The following is an 18,016-nucleotide window of genomic DNA, read 5'->3' on the forward strand; positions in this document are numbered from 1 at the left end:
GCGGGTCAAGTTACCCGCTGTGCCGCGCTCCGGCGTCCCAGCGGGTGGGCCGTACGCCCGATCGGCTTTCCGGGCCCCGCGCGGGGACCGTAGGGTGACCACATGCTCGCGCACCTGTCCTGCTGGTGGCCCGCCGACCCGGCGGCCATCCCCCGCGCGTAGCTTCCCACGCGGCCGCCCGACGAGGCGGCCGCCGGTCTCTCCCCGGCCCTCCCGGCCGCCCCCACCGGGCGCCGCCCGGCCCGAGGAGACCCCATGACCCACCTGACCGAGCTGCTCGCCGCCGTCGCCGGCGGCGGCGACCCCGGCCCGTTCGCGCTCGTCCGCCGCGAGGGCGCCGCCCACCTGGAGCTGTTCACCGGCACGGTACGCACGGCGGACCGGCTCGCCGACCTCCCGCTGCCCGACGGGCCGCCCGGCCCCCGCACCCTGGCGCTGGTGCCCTACCGGCAGGTCACCGAGCGGGGCTTCGCCTGCGTCGACGACGGCGTCCCGCTGGAGTTCCTCCGGATCGCCCAGCACGAGCGGATCGACCTGGCCGAGGCGCTCGCCGCGCTGCCCGACGTGCCCGTGCGCACCGCCGACGCCGGCTTCGACGTCAGCGACGACGAGTACGCCGCCACCGTCGGCCGGGTGCTCGCCGAGGAGATCGGGCGCGGCGAGGGCGCCAACTTCGTCATCCACCGCTGCCTGCGCGCCACCGTGCAGGGCCCGCCGCTGGTCGCCGCGCTCGCCGCGCTGCGTCGGCTGCTGCGGGGCGAGCGCGGGGCGTACTGGACGTTCCTGGTGCACACCGGCACCCGGATCCTGGTCGGGGCCAGCCCGGAGCGGCACGTCAGCGTCGACGACGGCCTGGTCATGATGAACCCGATCAGCGGCACCTTCCGGCACACCGGCGGGGACGCCGACCGGGCCGCGCTGCTGCGCTTCCTCGCCGACCCCAAGGAGGTCGAGGAGCTGTACATGGTGCTCGACGAGGAGCTGAAGATGATGGCCACCGTCGCCGAGCACGGCGGTCAGGTGGTCGGGCCGTACCTCAAGGAGATGTCCCACCTGGCCCACACGGAGTACCTGCTCGCCGGCCGGGGCACGAAGGACGTGCGGGAGGTGCTGCGGGAGACCATGTTCGCGCCCACCGTCACCGGCAGTCCGATGGAGAACGCCTGCCGGGTCATCGCCCGACACGAGCGCACCGGGCGGCGCTACTACGCCGGGGTGCTGGCGCTGCTGGGGCGCGACGACGCCGGCCGGCAGACCCTGGACGCGCCGATCCTGATCCGGACCGCCGAGATCTCTCCCGGCGGCGAGCTGCGGGTGCCGGTCGGGGCCACCCTGGTGCGGCACTCGACGGCCGAGGGCGAGGTGGCCGAGACGCACGCCAAGGCCGCCGGCGTGCTGGCCGCGCTGGGCCTCGGCCCGCAGGCGCCCGCAGGCGGCCCGGAGCCCGCCGTACGCCTCGCCGACGACCCGGAGGTCCGGGCCGCGCTGGCCGCGCGCAACGCGCCGCTGGCCCGGTTCTGGCTCGACCAGCGGTCGCCGGGAGCCGGCGGCCTGCCCGGCCTGACCGGCCGGCGGGCAATGATCGTCGACGGGGAGGACACCTTCACCGGCATGCTGGCCCACCAGCTGGGCGCGCTCGGCCTGGCCGTGACGCTGCGGCCGTGGCACGCCGCCGGCCCGGTGGACGCCCACGACCTGGTGGTGGTCGGCCCCGGTCCGGGCGACCCGGGCAGCGCCACCGAGCCGAAGATGCGGACGATGCGCGGGCTGCTCGCCGGGCTGCTCGCCGAGGGCCGGCCGACCCTGGCCGTCTGCCTGGGCCACCAGCTGCTCGCCGGCCTGCTCGGGCTGGCGCCGCACCGCCGGGACGCGCCCTACCAGGGGCTCCAGCGGGAGGTGGACGTCTTCGGCACGCGCCGCCGGGTCGGCTTCTACTCCACCTTCACGGCGCGCGCCGAGGCCGACCGGCTGGCCACCCCGTACGGCCCGGTGGAGCTGGCCCGGGACGAGGCGGACGGCGCGGTGCACGCGCTGCGCGGGCGGGGCTTCGCGGGGGTGCAGTTCCACCCGGAGTCGGTGCTCAGCCCCGACGGCGTGGCCGTCCTCGCGGACCTGCTGGGCGGGCTGCTGCCGGCCTCGGGCGGGGCTGCGTCGACGGCGGCCGGGAGGTTCTCGGGGGCGACCGAGCGTGCATAGTCGACCCGATCGGGGGTAGGGGTGCTGCGACCGGCGGTCCGGACGGGTCGAGAGCCCCCGCCCGGGCCGCCGGTCGCGGCGACTCAGCCACCAACCGGCAGCGCCGGTTCAGCCGGCACCGCCGGTTCAGCCGGCCAGGCCCGCCTTGAGCGCCGCACCGATCTGCACGGCCCGCTTGACGGTCAACGCGGTGGCGCCGAGCGCGACGTGGTCCGGCGCCGTCTCGCCGTTGTTGCTGGTGTGCGAGGCGCCGTAGGGGTTGCCGGCGACGAACTGGCTCGGGTCGGTGTAGCCGGGGGTCACCACGACCCCGCCCCAGTGGTAGAAGACGTTGAACATCGACAGCAGGGTCGCCTCCTGCCCGCCGTGGGAGGTGGCCGTCGAGCAGAACGCGGAATAGACCTTGTTCGCCAGCGCGCCCTGCGACCACAGCGGCCCGGTGGTGTCCATGAACTGCTTGAGCTGGGCGGCCATCACGCCGTACCGGGTGGGGGTCCCGAAGACCACCACGTCGGCCCAGGACAGGTCGTCCAGCTGCGCCTCGGGCACGTCCTGGGTCTCCAGGGCGTGCGCCGCCCAGCCGGAGTTGGAGCGGATCGCCTCGTCCGGCGCCAGCTCGTGCACCTTGCGCAGCCGTACCTCGGCACCCGCCTCACCGGCGGCCTCGCACGCCGCCTGCGCCATCTGGTACGTGATGCCGGTGGCGCTGTAGTAGATCACCGCGACCTTGGTCTGGGCAGCCATCGGGTGTTCCCTCCTCATGTCGGTCAGCTCCGGCGACTACCCGACGTTTGCGCCGTCAAACGGTCATCCGGGGTTGCGTGCCCCGGACCACCCGCCGCGAGCGATGCTGGGGACATGGAGATCAGAGCCGCCACGGCCGACGACTGGCCGCTGATCTGGCCCTTCCTACGGGAGATCGTGGCCGCCGGGGAGACGTACACCTGGCCCCGGGACGTCGACGAGGGGCGGGCCCGGACGATGTGGCTGGTGCCGCCGCCGGGCCGCACCGTCGTCGCGGTCGACCCGGACGGCACGGTGCTCGGCTCGGCGAAGCTGGCGCCCAACCAGCTCGGGCCGGGAGACCACGTCGCCAACGCCAGCTTCATGGTCGCCCCGGCGGCTGGCGGGCGCGGGGTGGGGCGCGCCCTCGGCGAGCACGTGCTGGGGCTCGCCCGCGCCGAGGGCTACCGGGCCATGCAGTTCAACGCCGTCGTGGCGACCAACACCCGGGCGGTGGCGCTCTGGCGGTCCCTCGGCTTCGAGGTGGTCGGGCGGGTGCCGGAGGGATTCCGGCACCCGGTCCGGGGCTTCGTGGACCTGCTCGTCATGCACCGCCGGCTGTAGGGATCCCGCTGCCGGCGGTAGCTCAAGATGTCCGCAAGTTTCGATGCGTTCCGTGGCCGGTCCGACCGCCGGCCGGCGATGCTGGTCGCACCGGTGCCGGCGGACCGGCAGCCGACCGGCACCGGTCACCCTGAACGGGGGATCGCGCTCCGGCCGGCAGCGTCGCCGGCGAAGCGCGATCAGGGGCTCAGCGCACCAGCGCGTCCATCAGCCGCTCCAACTCGGCCGGCGGGTCGGCGGTCAGGCCGGTGTGCACCGGCCCGGTCTGGATCATCGTGCTGCGCGGAGCGGCCAGCCAGCGGAACCGCTCCCCCAGCCGCATCCCGCCCGACGGGCCGTCGCCGGCGCACGTCCGGTCCCAGGAATCCAGCACGGCGGCCACCGCGGCCAGGTCGACCTCCGGGGCCAGCGCCCGCACCCGGCCGGCGTCCAGATGGGTACGCACGCCGAGGAAGTCCCGCCGCTGGCAGTAGAGCAGCACGCCGACGTTGACCTGTTCGCCCCGTTCCACCCGGGGCACCAGCCGGACGACGGCGTACTCGAAGGGTTCCCTCACGCCGCGCCCCCCTGCGGCAGCCAGTCGGCGGTGCGCGCGACCCGGCGGGCCAGATGGTCCACGTACGCCGCGCGGGCCGCGTCGGCGGAGTCGAAATCGGCGCCGGTCAGCCAGCCGTCGGGCACCAGGGCCAGCACCTCGCCGAGCAGGTCCCGGGTCACCCGGGGGGCCAACTCGGCGTCCGCCTCGGCCACCCTGGTGGCGTAGGACGCCAGCACGTGGTCGTCGGCCCGGTACGGCCGGTGCACCGCCGCCTGGGCGCGCGGCCAGTTGTGGTGGAAGTACAGCGACGCCCCGTGGTCGATCAGCCAGAGTTCGCGGTGCCAGACGAGCAGGTTGGGGTTGCGCCAGCTGCGGTCGACGTTCTCCACGTAGGCGTCGAACCAGAGCACCCGGGAGGCGAGCGCCGGCTCGACGGGGTGGGCGACCGGGTCGTAGCCCAGCGCCCCGGGCAGGAAGTCCATGCCCAGGTTGGCGCCGCCGCTGTTGCGCAGCAACTCCTGCACCTCCTGGTCGGGCTCGGCCCGCCCGATCACCGGGTCGATCTCGAGCACCACCAGGGGCGGTACCGCCAAGCCCAGCCGGCGGGCCAACTCGCCGCAGATCACCTCGGCGACCAGCGCCTTGGGGCCCTGCCCGGCGCCCCGGAACTTCGCCACGTACGTGCCGAGGTCGTCGGCCTCCACCACGCCGGGCAGCGAGCCGCCCTCGCGCAGCGGGGTGACGTACCGGATCCCGCAGACCTCTCGGAGCACGCGCCCACCCTAGTCGGGCGGGCGCGGCCCGGGCCGGGCGACCCGGCTGGCGGCAGTGGGCGCCGGGTCAGTTGTCGAGGCGGTCGCGCAGGTCGTCGACCTCCTGCTGGATCCGGTCCACGCCGCCCTCGTCGTTGAGGAAGGTGGTGATCCCGGCGGCGAAGGCGAGCCCGATCAGCACCGCCAGGGCGCTGAGCACCAGGCCGCCGATCGCCACGCCCCGGCCGGTCACCCCGGGCCGACCGGCCATCTTGAGCCCGACGATGCCCAGGATCACGCCGATGATGCCGAGCAGCAGGCCGATCCAGGACAGGATCACGGTCAGCACGCTGATCAGCGCGGCCACTCCGAAGACCAGGGCGAAGGCGGCGGCGGCGCTGGTCTTGGCAGATGTGCCGGCCCGACCCTCGCCGGGATGCAGCGGTACGGCGCCGCGCCGGGACGGCTCACTGGACGCAGTCATGTCGCTCCCTCCACGCGCACCGTTGCGCGTATCTCGGCCGACCGCTTTCCCACTGTGGCCGCCCCTATGCGCGTCGACGGGTCGGTGGGCGGTCCTAGGCTGGCGCCGACCTCTTGTGAAGGGAACCCGATGACGGTGGACCTCGGCCGACGCGAGGCGCTCGCGCTGCGGATGACCAGCCTGCTGCTCCGCCCGCACCCCACGGTGCGCCCGGGCGGGGTGGCCGGCGTGGTGGAGTGGTTCGGGGCCATGCAGGCGCAGGACCTGGCCAGCGGCATGTGGTCGCTCGGGGTGCGGCTGCCCGCGCTCGGCCACGCCGACGTGCACGCCGCGCTGGAACGCCGGGAGGCGCTGCGCACCTGGCCGATGCGGGGCACCGTGCACCTCGTGCCGCCCCGCGACGCCCGGTGGATGCTGGAGCTGACCGGCGTACGCTCGCTGGCCGGCGGCGCCACCCGACGCGCGCAGCTCGGGCTGACCGAGGCCGACGCGGACCGCGCGGTCGACGTGCTCGGCGCCGCGCTGGCCGGCGGCGGCCGGCTCACCCGGGCGCGGTGCCTGGCCGCGCTGCGGGCGGCCGGCCTCGACACCGGCGACCAGCGCGGCTACCACCTGCTCTGGTACGCCAGCGTCCGCGGCGTCACCTGTCTCGCGCCCAACGTCGGCACCGAGCAGACCTTCGCCCTGCTCGACGAGTGGGTGCCCGACCCGCACCGGCCGGAGCGCGACGAGGCCCTCGCGATCCTCGCCCACCGCTACGTGCGCTCCCACGGGCCGGTCACCGCCCGGGAGTTCGCGGGCTGGACGGGGCTCACCCTCACCGACGCGCGCCGGGGCTTCGCGGCGGCCGGCGACGCCCTGACGGCGGTGCGCGTCGACGGGGAGGAGGCGCTGGTCGACGCCGCCCTGCTGGACGCGCCCCGCGAGCCGGTCGACGACCTGCTGGTCCTGCCCGGCTTCGACGAGTACCTGCTGGGCTTCAAGGACCGCTCGCTGATGCTGGATCCCGACCACGCCGACGCGATCGTGCCGGGCCGCAACGGCGTCTTCCAGGCCACGGTCGTGCGCGACGGGCGGGTCGTGGGCACCTGGAAGCGCGTGGTCGGCAGGACCCGGGTGACGGTCACGGTGTTCCCGCTGGCGCCCCTCGACGAGCGCACCCGGGCCCGCGTGGCGGGCGCGCTGGGCCGTTACGCCGGCTTCCTGGGCCTGCCGCCCCAGGTCGACTGGGCGGGCTGACCGGCCGGCCGCGGGGCCGTCCCAGTGGTCCCACGGATCCCGCCGGTCCCAGTCGCCCCACCGCGTCCGCTCGGCTCCCGGTGCTGCTCCTATTCGGCGGGCCGTCGACGAATCCGTCCCGGCCGGACGGGTATCCGGGCCGTGAACCGAGAGGGAGGTAGACGACCATGAGGCTCAGTGAACAGCAGGCCAACTCGCTGTACGGACAGGACGTCAAGGACCGCTCGGGGTCGAAGATCGGGAGCGTGGGCCAGATCTGGGCCGACGCCGCCGGTGAGCCGACCTGGGTCAGTGTGAAGACCGGTCTGATGGGCCACAAGGAGTCGATGGCTCCGCTGGAGAAGGCCCGGATCACCGACAGTGGGCTCGCGGTCGACTACGACAAGTCCACCGTGAAGGACGCTCCTGCCGTGGACGCCGGCACCGACCAGCCGCTGGACACGGCGCAGATCGAGCAGCTCTACGCCCACTACCGCCTGACGCCGCAGGCCCCGCGGGCTCCGCAGCCCCCGCCGACCGCCGGTCGGGGACGGGCGCCGGCCGCCGGCGAGGACCTGATCCGGTCCGAGGAGCGGATGCGGGTCGGCACGGAGAGCCAGCCCGCCGGTACGGCACGGCTGCGCAAGTACGTCGTCACCGAGGACGTGCACACCACCGTGCCGGTCGAGCACGACGAGGTGTACGTGGAGCGGGAGCCCATCGCCGCCCGTGACGCGCGTGGCGTCCGCGCCGACATCGGCGAGGCCGAGCAGGAGATGACCCTGCGGGCCGAGCGGCCGGTGGTCGGCAAGGAGACGGTGCCCGTCGAGCGGGTCCACCTGGCCAAGGACGAGGTCGTCGAGCAGCAGGCCATCGACGACCAGATCCGCCGGGAGCGGGTCGACGCCGACATCCCGGAGCGGAGCCGGCGCCGTCGCTGACCGCTGAGACGGCAGACGGGCGGGTGGGTCGGTACGACCCACCCACCCGTTCCGTCGTACCTCAGTCGCCGAGTGCGCCGGCCGCCCGGCCCTCGTGCAGGGTCAGGTTGCGCCCGTTGGTCGGGTCGAACAGGTGGATCTTCTCCAGGTTGAACCAGACCCGCCGGGTCTGCCCCTCCTCGACCGGAGACTCGGCCGACAGCCGGGTCACCAGGCTGGCGCCACCGCCGCTGAAGTCGGCTCCCGCGTCGGCCGCCAGCTCCTCCAGCTCGGCGGCGCTGGCCCGCTCCCCCTCGACGCTGAAGTAGACGTACTTGTCGGAGCCCATGGACTCGACGATGTCGACCGGCGCGTCGAACTCCAGACCCCGGCCGCGGGTGTCGTCGTCGATCAGCGCGGCGTCCTCGAAGTGCTCCGGCCGGATGCCGAGGATCAACTCGCGCGGGGCGTCGGCCCCCTCCAGCTCACGCCGGATCCGCTCGCCGATCGGCACGTCGCCCAGCGCCGTACGCAGCCGGCCGTCCTCGACCGCGGCGTGCAGGAAGTTCATCGACGGCGAGCCGATGAAGCCGGCGACGAAGAGGTTGCGGGGGTGGTCGTACAGCTCCTGCGGCGGACCGACCTGCTGCACCGCGCCGCCCCGCATGATCACGACGCGGTCGCCGAGGGTCATCGCCTCGGTCTGGTCGTGGGTCACGTAGACGGTGGTGGTGCCGAGCTTCTTCTGCAGGCGCGACACCACGGTGCGCATCTGCACCCGCAGCTTGGCGTCCAGGTTGGACAGCGGCTCGTCCATCAGGAACGCCTTGGGCTGCCGGACGATCGCGCGGCCCATCGCGACCCGCTGGCGCTGGCCGCCGGAGAGGTTGGCCGGCTTGCGGTCCAGCAGCGCGGAGAGCTCCAGGACCTTCGCCGCCTCCTCCACCTTCCGGTGGATCGTCTCCTTGTCCAGCTTCGCCAGCCGCAGCGGGAACGCCATGTTCTCCCGGACGGTCATGTTCGGGTAGAGGGCGTAGGACTGGAACACCATCGCGATGTCCCGGTCCCGGGGGGCCTTGTCGTTGACCCGCTGGCCGCCGATGCGCAGCTCGCCCGAGCTGATGTCCTCCAGACCCGCGATCATGTTCAGGGTGGTGGACTTCCCGCAGCCGGACGGGCCGACCAGGATGACGAACTCGCCGTCGGCGATCTCCAGGTCGACGTCGGCCACCGCGACGGTCCCGTCCGGGAACTTCTTGCTCACCTTGTCGAGCACGATGTCAGCCATGAGTACCACCTATCCCTTGACTGCGCCGGAGGTCAGGCCGGAGACGATGCGGCGCTGGAAGAAGAGGACGAACAGGATGATCGGAACGGTGATCACCACGGCGGCGGCGCAGATCGCCCCGGTCGGGTCCTCGAACTGCGACTCGCCGGTGAAGAACGACAGCGCCACCGGCACCGTGCGGGCCCGCTCGGTGGAGGTCAGCGTGATGGCGAAGAGGAAGTCGTTCCAGCAGAAGATGAAGACCAGGATCGCCGTGGTGAACAGCCCCGGCGCGGCCAGCGGGGCGATGACCCGCCGGAACGCCTGGGCCTGCGTCGCGCCGTCCATCTTCGCCGCCTTCTCCAGGTCCCACGGGATCTGCTTGAAGAACGCCGACAGCGTGTAGATCGCCAGCGGCAGCGCGAAGGTGATGTAGGGCAGGATCAGGCCCGGCCAGGTGTCGAAGAGGCCGAGCTGCCGCTCGATCTCGAACAGCGGCGACACCAGGGACACCTGCGGGAACATCGCGATCAGCAGGGAGACCCCGACCAGCAGCCGCTTACCGGGGAAGTCCAGCCGGGAGATCGCGTACGCGGCCATGGCGCCGAGCACCACGGCGATGACGGTGGCGATCAGCGCGATGCCGATCGAGTTGGCCAGGGCCCGGACGAACTGGTCGGTGGAGAAGATCGTCCGGTAGTTGTCCAGCGTCCACTCCTGCGGGATGAACTTCCCGTCGGTCAGGGTCGCCGGGGTCTTGAACGACAACGACATGATCCAGAGCACCGGCACCAGCGCGAAGACGACCACGATGGCGTCCAGCAGGCCCCAGCGCAGCTTGGCCCGGGTGGTGGTGTCAGCCATCTCAACGCCTCTCCCCGTCGTCGCTGCCGGGGGCAGCGGTACCGAACAGCTTCACGAAGACGAAGGCGATGACCGCCACGGTGAGGAAGATCAGCACCGACATCGTCGACCCGATGCCGAGGTTCAGGCCCCGGATCAGGTTGTTGTAGGCGAGCATCGACACCGAGGAGGTCTCGTTGCCGCCCGCGGTCAGCACGAAGATGTTGTCGAACACCCGGAACGCGTCCAGGGTGCGGAACAGCAGCGCGACCAGGATCGCCGGCTTCATCACCGGCAGCATCACCTTGGTGAACCGCTGCCAGGAGGTGGCGCCGTCGGTGGAGGCGGCCTTGAGCAGGTCCTCCGGCACCAGGGCCAGGCCGGCCATGAGCAGCAGCGCCATGAACGGCGTGGTCTTCCAGATCTCGGCCAGCATGATGATCGCCAGCGAGCTGGCCCGCTCGGTCAACGGCGCGCCGTCGCTGAACAGGTTGGCCAGGTAGCCGGTGCCCGGCGTCCACGCGTACCGCCAGGAGAAGGCCGCGACGACCGTGACGATGCCGTACGGGATCAGCGCGGCGGTGCGCACGATGCCCCGGCCGACCAGCGTGCGGTGCATGATCAGCGCCAGTCCCATGCCGAGCACCAGCTCGACGGCGACGGTGACCACCGTGATCAGCGCGGTGACCCCGAAAGCCGTCCACCAGAACTCGTTCGTCAGCACGGTGACGTAGTTCTCCAGCCCGACGAACTCGCGCTCGGCGGGGAAGCGCAGGTCGTAGCGCTGGAGCGACAGCCAGACCGAGTAGATGATCGGGTACGCGGTCACCAGCACCATGACCAGCGCGGCGGGCGCGCAGAGCAGCCAGCCCAGCCGGCGCTCGGCCTTCTTGTTCTCGCTCAGCGGCGCCTTGCCGCCCCGACCGGCGCGCTGCGCCGGCACCCTGGCCTCTTGGCCGGACCGGGCGGCGGTCTCGTCGGCGGTCACGTCGGCGCCCGCCGGCGTGGCGTTCACGCTCATGCCGCCACCTCCCGGCGGTCGGCGTCGAGGCGCGGGGTGCGCTCGCTCACGGCAGGACCCCCTTCGATTCGAGGGCGTCGGCGATGGCGTCGCGCAGCTCGTCGGCGGTCTGCTCGGGCCGGATCGCCGACGGCGGCGACAGGATCGCCGACATGACGGTGGAGATGCTCTGGTACGCCGGGGTCAGCGGCCGGACGGCCGGCTCCTTGAGCTCCTCGAGGATGGTGTCCTTCATCGGGTACGCCTCGGCCATCTCCGGGTCGTCGTAGACCTTCTCGATGGTCGGCGGCACCCCGTCCTTGACGGCGGAGAACTTCTGGTTCTTCTCGCTGCGGATGCACCGGGCCGCCTCGAAGGACTCCTCGGGGTGCTTGGAGTAGGCGCTGACCGCCATGTTGATGCCGCCGATGGTGACCTTGCTCGGGGTGTTCTCGTCGACGCCCGGGATCCGGGCCCAGCCGACCTGCTTCGCCAGCTCCGGGTTGGCCTCCTGCATGGCCGGGTAGACGAACGGCCAGTTGACCTGGAACGCGCCGTCGCCGGACTGGAACTCCAGCCGGACCGGGTCCTCGGTGGCGTTGCTGAACGACGGCGACGTCACGCCCGACGTGGCGAAGCGCTGGAGCTGCTCCAGCGCCCGCACGGTGCCCGCGTCCATCACGGCCTGCTTGCCGTCGTCGCTGAGGATCTTGCCGCCGGCGCTCTCGGCGAGGGTGTTGTAGAGGACGACCAGCCCCTCGTACTGGGCGCCCATCGTGAGCACCTGGTACGGCTTGCCCTGCTGCTTCAGCTCCTGGGCGATGGAGATCATCTGGTCCCACGTCTTCGGCGGCTGCGGCACCAGGTCCTTGCGGTACCAGAGCAGTTGGACGTTGGTGTTCTTCGGGGCGCCGTAGAGCTTGTCGGCGTACCGGGCGGTCTCCAGCGGGCCGGCGAGGGTGCCCTGCTCGACCTCGGCCCGGTCCTGCCCGGTCCACTCCCTGATCCAGTCGGCGCTGGCGAACTCCTGGGTCCAGGTGACGTCGAGGCCGAGGACGTCCATCCCGCTGTCCTGCGCGGCCAGCCGGCGGACCAGCTGCACCCGCTGGTCGTCGGCCTGCCGGGGCAGCACCCGGTAGACGATCTCGTAGCGCCCCCGGGCCTGCGCGTTGCAGTCGTTGACGACCTTCTGCAGGTTCTGCTCCGGCGGGTAGTACAGGTTGATCGTGGGCGTACCGCCGTCCCCGCCGGAACCGCAGGCGGCCGCCATCGGCGCCACCAGCGTCAACGCCGCGGCGGCGGCCACCGCGCGCACGCGCGGCCGCCGTCGGCGTCGGGCCTTGTCAGGGTCGCTCATCACCCCTCCCCTCGTGTCGGCCAAAGGCCGGGGTGAGGCTCCGCGCCCCGGCGCACGGCAAGCCGTTCGGGCCGTCTGACCAGCGGTTCCGTCGCCCCGGACGTTTCGTGGCCACACACTGCCCGACCTGCGAAGTTGCGAAACCTGACGCTGGTGGGACGGCGCCGACATCGCCGGGTGTGGCGCGGATCACGCCGTGCGGGCCGGCCCGGCCGACCGTAGGCTCGGCCGATGGACGCCACCTTCTTCCTCGACCCCGCCTGCCCGTGGACCTGGCGCACCTCCCGCTGGCTCGTCGCCGTCGCCGACGCCCGGGGCCTGCACATCGAGTGGCGGGCGTTCAGCCTGGCCATCCTGAACTCGGGGCGGGTGCCGCCGGAGCACGCCGAGGCGATGGCCGCCTCCAGCCGGGCGCTGCGCCTGGTGGAGGCGCTGCGCGCCGAGGGCCGCAACGACGACGCCGCGCGGTTCTACGCCGAGATCGGCGCCCGCAGCCACGACGCGGGCAATCCGCTGTCGGCGGCGATCGTGGACGCGGCCGTCGAGGCGGCGGGCCTGGGTGCCGCCGCGCCGGCACTCGACGACGACCGCTGGGACGAGGCGGTACGCGAGTCGCACGCCCTGGCGTACGCCTCGGCCGGCCCGGACATCGGCGCGCCGGTGCTCATGGTGCCGGGCGCCGAGCGGGGCATCCACGGCCCGATCCTGACCGAGGTCCCCGGCACCGACGACGCCCTGACGATCTGGGACTCGCTGCTCCCCCTCATCCGGATGCCCGCCTTCCACGAGGTCAAGCGCGCCCGCCACTGACCCTTCGCCGACACCGTCGTGGCCATCCCCGGTCGGGGGCGCCCTACCCGCGCGAGACGGGGTGACCGGCTGCCCCCGGCCCGGGCCTGACCCGGCGCCGGTTGGTCATGGCGCGTACCAGCAGGACCACCCAGCCGATCGGGGCGAGCGCGCCGGCCGCCGCGAGCCCGGTGAAGAGCAACCAGGTGTCGCCGCCCCGGGCGGCGAAGACGCCCCTGCGGGCGCCGGTGTCGCGGGCCGCGACGGTGGCCCCCGGGGTCAGCCTCTCCGGCCCGTCGTAGACGACGACGTCGTGCCGCGGCGTCCCGCCCCCGTCCGGGACGAAGTCGCCGTGCCAGACGCAGTTGCGGCCGCACCTCTCGTGCAGCGCGGTGAAGGTGCCCGCCGTGCCGCCACCGGACTTCGCCTGCCAGGCCGGGGCGACGTCGGGCACGCCGAGGGCCAGCCCGAGGAGTGCGAGGAGGGGAAGCCCCAGCCAGAGCAGGAACCTCATCGCCCAGTTGGTCGCCCCATCCGCCACGGCCCCACCGTAACAAGATCGCGCCCCACCTCGTTGATCATGAGGTTGGCGGTGCGTCTCGTCCGTTTCGTCCCGGCCAACCTCATGATCGACAACGGGGGTGGGCGGGCGGCCACCCAGGGGCGGGCGGAGCGCCCCGATCGGTGGGTTCTCGCGGGAATCCCCCTCCGCCGCCGGACCGGTTGGGCAGGATCGTCCCCAACGAGGAGGTGCCGTCGTGCAGGACACCCGCGCTCTCGCCCTGACGTTCGAGGTGGGCGGCCTGCCGCCGGTCAGGACCGAGGCGCTGTCCATCTTCGCCGCCGGGCACCGGCAGGCGACGAGGGTCCGCGCCCTGCTCCAGGCGGCCTGCGCCGCGGCCCAGCGCGCCGGCTGGACCCCGCTGTCCGGGCCGGTCGAGGTGGACCTCGTGCTGCGCTGCCCGCCGGGGCACCGCACCTCCGACGCCAGCAGCCTGCTCGGCGGGGTGTGCGCGGTGCTCCAGGACAAGAAGCGGGTGGCCAGCATCGGCCTGGCGCACCTCGGCGTCCTGGTGGACGTCGCCCTCTACGACGACGACCGGCAGATCCGCCGGCTGTCGTACGCGGAGAAGCCGGCGGAGGACTTCTCGTACCAGGTCCGGGTGGCCGCCGTACCGCACGTGGTTTGACCGACGGCCGCGGTGGGGTACCGCGGACGCCGACGAAGGGAGCGCCGATGTCGGAGCCACATGTCACGCTGAACCCTCGCGGGCTCGATCCCGTGCAGCAGAAGCTGCAGGGCCCGCTGGAGGACCAGCTGACCTCGGCGCTGCAGGCCGCCACGGAGCGGATCAGCGCCAGCTACGCCGGCGAGCCGGTGGAGCAGATCTGCCAGCGGCTGCTCGACGAGACGCGCTCGGGGCTGCACCCCGACATCGCCGCCGGCTTCAACCCGGACATGGACGAGTTCTGCCGGGTGGCCGTGGCGATCGTGCGCGGCGAGGTCTCCTGAGGCACGGGCGCCAGGACTCTCCGGCGGCCCCTCAGGCGGCGACCGGGTCGCCCCGCCACGCCGTCAGCGGGTGCGCCGGGAGGGCCGGCTCGCCGGCCAGTTCGGCGGCGTACTCCCGGACCAGCGCCGGCAGCCGGTGGACCCCGTGCTCGTCCCGGCTGGCCAGGTGCGCGTCGGCCAGGTCGTCGAGGGTACGGTGCAGCCGCGCGGCGGAGATCCCGAGCTGCCGGGCGACCCGCTCGGGCTGGAGCAGGGCGTCGGGCGTCGCACCGAGCAGGGCGAGAATGCGGCCGGCCACCTCGTCGTCGGCGCGGACAGCGGCGACGACGGTGGTCAGGCTGGCCCGCACCGACAGGTCCTCGTAGTCCAGCAGGTCCAGCCGCTCCCGCCCGTCGGCGAGCTGACCGACCAGGGCGTCCACCGACATGCCCGGTCGGGCCGCCAGGCGCGTGCCGGCGACGCGCAGCGCGAGCACCGATCCGGCGCAGAGACGGACCAGCTCGCCGGTGGCGGCCGGGTCGACGGCCAGCCGCTCCGCTGCGGCGAGCGCCGCCAGCAGCTCGCGCGCGCCGGGGGCGGCGAGCGGGCGCAGCGTCACCCGCCGTACGCCGTCCAGGCTGCCCAGCCGGCGCTGTCCGACCACGACCAGGCCCGGTCCGGGCCCGGCCGGCAGCAGCGGGAGGACCTGGGCGGCGCGGGTGACCCCGATCGCGCGCAGCACCCGGGCCAGCACCTCACCCGGCGTCATCTCGCCATCGGCGACTACATCCGCTGGCGCAACCACCGCGCCAAACCGAAATCCGGATTCGCCACCGGCTCCAAGATCCGCCACCCAGATTACCCGTTCAAGGCTGCATGACGAGGCACTAGCGACTTGTGAACCGCCGGCATTTCTCCGACTGACCATTGCCTTACGGCCCGAACTACGACGAGTGCACGCCGACTCGACCCGTTGAAGCCAATTATGCGTCAGCCTCGATGACCGGCGATGGGTTGGGAAAATTTGGCGGTAGACCGTCCGCCTCCGGGGGAATGTCCCCGCGTATCTTCCCTGCGAGATAGCGGGTCAGGCTCCCATTGTATTCATTCCAGTCATCGTTATGGCCGCTGACGAGGACAGTCCACAACTCTGGGTCGATGCCTACTGTCCGCCAGTAGAAGACGTCACCTTCTGCCGAGTCGCCCCATGGGATAAGACCATTGGGAGCGGGGAATGGAACATACCCGTGCGACATCCCGGCGTCATGCAAGCCAGCCAGGTTACGTAGCAGTTCCTGCATGCCGCGAATAAAGTATCTCTCCTCTCCGGGGGACGGTATGTGCAGGCCCAGGAAGTCGTCTACCGTGAAGGACGGGTAGGCCTCCGCGAGGGCAACGAAGTCCGAGGGGAAAATAGCACCCACCTCGCGTCGGATGAACTCCCAGTCAATGAACCGACGGCCATCTGTCCGGATACACTGCAAGGCCGGGAGAGCTTCTTCCAATTCTCGCAAACTCAACAGGCCACCTGGCTTCCGGGAACGTTGTTTACAGTTATGTTGAAGGACCGCCGGTGACCCACCGGCCCCGGCGGGTCACCGGCAGTCGTTCGGGGAACAGCCGTCCGCTGGATGGAGGTGCCTCGACCCCGCTCAGCCTGTCACGCCAGGAACCGTCCGACGACGAAACATGAGGGTGGGCCCACCGCAGCGGCGAGCCCACCCTCTGGGTCACAACGGTCCGGTCATCCTGTCTGGCCCACGAGCTCCGGCACCGATCGGTCGATGCTGATCGTGAGCGGACCGTCCGGCTCGAATCCCGGAACACCCACAGCCCGGTCGACCGACGCCAACCATCCCGGAAGCGCCGACTCGATCAGATCGATGGATGTCGTCAGCGGCGAGTACTCGACGCCGAGGGCACGAACCTCGCCAGCCACCTTGATGCCGACGAACTCCCACCGGGCATCGGCCCGGTCGACGGCACGCAGGGTCAACTCCGCCTCATTCACGGCAGCGATGAATGCTTCCGTGTCACGGATCACCTCGAGACCGGCACTGCGGTTGACAAATGTGAAGACGTCCTCCACCTGCCCATCGCTCGACAGATACGACCTGAGGTCGGCTGCCTTCCTCGCCGAGGCGAGGTCGGCGTCGCGCAGCCAGGTGGACTTTCTCAAGCAGAAGGTCGGTCCGGTCTCTTCCGACTCCTGTCCCGGCAGGGAGTCGGTCCGGTAGACCCCCGTGACGGAAACACGCGGGCCCTCATCGATCATGGCCGTCAGCCAGGGCTGGAACAGGAGTCGGTCCCCCGAGAAGGAGGCGCTGACCATCCGAATGCCGGCCAGCTTTGCCACGGCGATGCGCTTGAGCGTGCCGACGTTCGGCAGAAGGCGAGCCGGTCGCATCACGACGAAACCGGGGTACCCGGCCGCCGAACCCTCGCCCTCGCCCATGGGCCCTCCTTCCTGCTACACGTCAGAACGTGGGCCCCGGGGTCGCATCCTATGGAGCGGGTAGTGGCGTACGAAGATGTACGCCACCACCCGACCGACCAACTCCAGAGCACTTCGAGAGGTCATCTCGTCAGGTCGTCTCCGGGCCGATCATCAAGATGATCATCTCGCTCTCCCCGCCAGCCACGGCAGCCGACTGCGCCGGTGAGAGACCCAGGTGTCCCGGCGGTTCGAGACCCTGCTTCAACTTCTTCACGGTGACCGAGCAAGTGTCGGCCGCCAACCGCACCTCGCCTTCGGCAATCACCACATAGGGGCCACTCGGCCGCTGCGGAACCGGCGCCAGTGACAGTTCCCCGGCCGGATCGAGCCTCACCTTCTCCGCTCCGCCTGTCGATGCCGGACAACGAATCCCACTTCCAACCAGGTCCGGTCCTCGTACTGCTGCGTCTGGGCATATTCGTCGATGGTGAGCCCTCGGGCACACCGCTGCACGCTCTCGCTGGGGCGGGTGGCGGCCTGACAGGCCGCCAACCCCAACGACGTCACCAGCAGCGATGCCGAGATGACCCGCCATCCCGACAGCGCCCTCACATGATCAGGCATCCGGAGCAGGGCCTCGCCGGACCAAGGGACATCCCGTAGGCCGCCACCTGACTGAAGAAGTTGTAGCCCGGACGTACATCCTGTCCATTTAGAGCGCTTGCCGGGGAGCTCCCTGACCCGCTTCTGCGGGGTCAGACCTTCGCCTGCGGCGCCTTCTCCTGCACCGCCAGGCCGGCGCCGCCCACCTCCGGCCTCGCCGGGCGCGAGCCGCTGTCGACCAGCCCCTTCGCCGCGCCGCCGAGCCGGGACAGCAGGCCGTCGTCCTTCGCCGCGGTCGCGGCCTTCTCCGGTTTCCGGTCCGACAGGACCTGGGTCCCGCCCACGGTGGCGGCCAACGCCACCACCAGGCCCGCGATCAGCGGCCCTCGCAGTTTCCTCTTCACCCGTCACCCTCCGGTCGGGGGCCAATACGACGGGTAGAAGCTAGGAGGGCCGCGCATACCAAAAGCTATCGTCCGGCTACCGGGAGGATCGGTCGGTCCACGACCGCCGGAACGAAGTGGCGACGCCCGCGGTGGGCGCTCCGCGGCCTCCCCGGTCACGCGTCGCCGGGGCATCGACGGTTGGCATCACCAGGTCGGCGGGCCGGAGGTTCTCCGGCCAGCGGGCGGCCGGCGCGCGCTCCGGTGGCAGCAGGTGTTCCGCCGTCAGGCGGCGTGGCGGAGGGGCGATCCGCCGAGGGTGTCAGGACCGGGGCCGCAACTCCCCGGTCCTGCCCCCAGCCGTCCGGCGTGGTAGCGGACGCACCGGAT

Annotated in this window: 20 protein-coding genes and 1 pseudogene; 8 read left to right on the plus strand and 13 right to left on the minus strand. The window is 72.3% G+C overall.

Annotated elements, in window-relative coordinates; genetic code table 11:
- Positions 1-255 precede the first annotated feature (255 nt).
- Entirely contained in the window at positions 256-2,196 is a 1,941-nt protein-coding gene (locus AB0G13_RS15670; protein WP_357874387.1) for a chorismate-binding protein, read from the plus strand.
- A gap of 126 nt (positions 2,197-2,322) precedes the next feature.
- On the opposite strand, the gene wrbA is transcribed toward AB0G13_RS15670, so the two are convergent.
- Positions 2,323-2,940 carry an NAD(P)H:quinone oxidoreductase gene (gene wrbA, locus AB0G13_RS15675; RefSeq protein ID WP_357874390.1) on the minus strand — a complete coding sequence of 206 codons (618 nt, stop codon included), beginning with the start codon at positions 2,938-2,940 and terminating at the stop codon, positions 2,323-2,325.
- A 114-nt stretch (positions 2,941-3,054) separates the two neighbouring features.
- Here wrbA and AB0G13_RS15680 point away from each other — a divergent pair, with 114 nt between their 5' ends.
- The gene (locus AB0G13_RS15680; protein ID WP_357874393.1) at positions 3,055-3,543 is read left to right on the plus strand and encodes a GNAT family N-acetyltransferase; all 489 of its coding nucleotides are present in this window, start codon (positions 3,055-3,057) and stop codon (positions 3,541-3,543) included.
- Positions 3,544-3,730: 187 nt separating this feature from the next.
- Here AB0G13_RS15680 and AB0G13_RS15685 read toward each other — a convergent pair whose 3' ends face one another.
- From AB0G13_RS15685 to AB0G13_RS15695, 3 genes are all read right to left on the minus strand, one after another.
- Complete coding sequence (locus AB0G13_RS15685) at positions 3,731-4,099, minus strand: DUF3037 domain-containing protein (protein ID WP_357874395.1); 369 nt, start codon at positions 4,097-4,099, stop codon at positions 3,731-3,733.
- Positions 4,096-4,854, minus strand: coding sequence for a HipA family kinase (locus AB0G13_RS15690; protein ID WP_357874398.1), 759 nt, complete (start codon positions 4,852-4,854; stop codon positions 4,096-4,098). Before AB0G13_RS15690 ends, AB0G13_RS15685 begins: the two co-directional genes overlap by 4 nt.
- A gap of 67 nt (positions 4,855-4,921) precedes the next feature.
- A complete protein-coding gene (locus AB0G13_RS15695) occupies positions 4,922-5,317 on the minus strand; it encodes a DUF4190 domain-containing protein (protein WP_357874401.1) in 396 nt (131 codons plus the stop codon).
- 129 nt (positions 5,318-5,446) lie between these two features.
- Here AB0G13_RS15695 and AB0G13_RS15700 point away from each other — a divergent pair, with 129 nt between their 5' ends.
- Positions 5,447-6,556, plus strand: coding sequence for a winged helix DNA-binding domain-containing protein (locus tag AB0G13_RS15700; RefSeq protein ID WP_357874404.1), 1,110 nt, complete (start codon positions 5,447-5,449; stop codon positions 6,554-6,556).
- Positions 6,557-6,723: 167 nt separating this feature from the next.
- A complete protein-coding gene (locus AB0G13_RS15705) occupies positions 6,724-7,476 on the plus strand; it encodes a YsnF/AvaK domain-containing protein (protein ID WP_357874406.1) in 753 nt (250 codons plus the stop codon).
- Between the two features lie 61 nt (positions 7,477-7,537).
- Here the strand turns inward: AB0G13_RS15705 and ugpC are convergent, their stop codons facing one another.
- Genes ugpC through AB0G13_RS15725 form a run of 4 tightly spaced genes read right to left on the minus strand, consistent with a single transcriptional unit; the run spans position 7,538 to position 11,922 of the window.
- Positions 7,538-8,743, minus strand: coding sequence for a sn-glycerol-3-phosphate ABC transporter ATP-binding protein UgpC (ugpC, locus tag AB0G13_RS15710; RefSeq protein WP_357874409.1), 1,206 nt, complete (start codon positions 8,741-8,743; stop codon positions 7,538-7,540).
- A gap of 9 nt (positions 8,744-8,752) precedes the next feature.
- A complete protein-coding gene (locus AB0G13_RS15715; RefSeq protein WP_357874412.1) occupies positions 8,753-9,586 on the minus strand; it encodes a carbohydrate ABC transporter permease in 834 nt (277 codons plus the stop codon).
- A gap of 1 nt (position 9,587) precedes the next feature.
- Positions 9,588-10,586, minus strand: coding sequence for a sugar ABC transporter permease (locus AB0G13_RS15720; protein WP_357874414.1), 999 nt, complete (start codon positions 10,584-10,586; stop codon positions 9,588-9,590).
- A 46-nt stretch (positions 10,587-10,632) separates the two neighbouring features.
- The gene (locus AB0G13_RS15725; RefSeq protein WP_357874417.1) at positions 10,633-11,922 is read right to left on the minus strand and encodes an ABC transporter substrate-binding protein; all 1,290 of its coding nucleotides are present in this window, start codon (positions 11,920-11,922) and stop codon (positions 10,633-10,635) included.
- Between the two features lie 231 nt (positions 11,923-12,153).
- On the opposite strand from AB0G13_RS15725, the gene AB0G13_RS15730 reads away from it, so the two are divergent.
- The gene (locus tag AB0G13_RS15730) at positions 12,154-12,732 is read left to right on the plus strand and encodes a DsbA family protein (RefSeq protein ID WP_357874420.1); all 579 of its coding nucleotides are present in this window, start codon (positions 12,154-12,156) and stop codon (positions 12,730-12,732) included.
- Positions 12,733-12,775: 43 nt separating this feature from the next.
- Here the strand turns inward: AB0G13_RS15730 and AB0G13_RS15735 are convergent, their stop codons facing one another.
- Positions 12,776-13,252 carry a hypothetical protein gene (locus AB0G13_RS15735; RefSeq protein WP_357874422.1) on the minus strand — a complete coding sequence of 159 codons (477 nt, stop codon included), beginning with the start codon at positions 13,250-13,252 and terminating at the stop codon, positions 12,776-12,778.
- Between the two features lie 217 nt (positions 13,253-13,469).
- On the opposite strand from AB0G13_RS15735, the gene AB0G13_RS15740 reads away from it, so the two are divergent.
- Positions 13,470-13,901: a hypothetical protein gene (locus AB0G13_RS15740; RefSeq protein WP_357874425.1), complete on the plus strand. Its 432-nt coding sequence runs from the start codon at positions 13,470-13,472 to the stop codon at positions 13,899-13,901.
- A gap of 47 nt (positions 13,902-13,948) precedes the next feature.
- On the plus strand, positions 13,949-14,224 hold the full coding sequence (locus AB0G13_RS15745) for a hypothetical protein (protein WP_357874428.1): 276 nt from the start codon (positions 13,949-13,951) through the stop codon (positions 14,222-14,224).
- 31 nt (positions 14,225-14,255) lie between these two features.
- On the opposite strand, the gene AB0G13_RS15750 is transcribed toward AB0G13_RS15745, so the two are convergent.
- Positions 14,256-14,972 (minus strand): hypothetical protein, encoded by a 717-nt coding sequence (locus AB0G13_RS15750; RefSeq protein ID WP_357874475.1) that lies wholly within the window; start codon positions 14,970-14,972, stop codon positions 14,256-14,258.
- Between the two features lie 3 nt (positions 14,973-14,975).
- On the opposite strand from AB0G13_RS15750, the pseudogene AB0G13_RS15755 reads away from it, so the two are divergent.
- Positions 14,976-15,083 (plus strand): annotated as a pseudogene (locus tag AB0G13_RS15755) (IS630 family transposase); the annotation flags it as partial.
- Between the two features lie 864 nt (positions 15,084-15,947).
- On the opposite strand, the gene AB0G13_RS15760 reads toward AB0G13_RS15755, so the two are convergent.
- From AB0G13_RS15760 to AB0G13_RS15770, 3 genes are all read right to left on the minus strand, one after another.
- Positions 15,948-16,658, minus strand: coding sequence for a hypothetical protein (locus AB0G13_RS15760; protein WP_357874430.1), 711 nt, complete (start codon positions 16,656-16,658; stop codon positions 15,948-15,950).
- Positions 16,659-16,788: 130 nt separating this feature from the next.
- Entirely contained in the window at positions 16,789-17,034 is a 246-nt protein-coding gene (locus AB0G13_RS15765) for a hypothetical protein (protein WP_357874433.1), read from the minus strand.
- Between the two features lie 361 nt (positions 17,035-17,395).
- Positions 17,396-17,647 carry a hypothetical protein gene (locus tag AB0G13_RS15770; protein WP_357874435.1) on the minus strand — a complete coding sequence of 84 codons (252 nt, stop codon included), beginning with the start codon at positions 17,645-17,647 and terminating at the stop codon, positions 17,396-17,398.
- Positions 17,648-18,016: the final 369 nt, after the last annotated feature.

Origin of the sequence: Micromonospora sp. NPDC023633 (genome assembly GCF_040640035.1) — a bacterium.
Taxonomy (GTDB): Bacteria; Actinomycetota; Actinomycetes; order Mycobacteriales; family Micromonosporaceae; genus Micromonospora.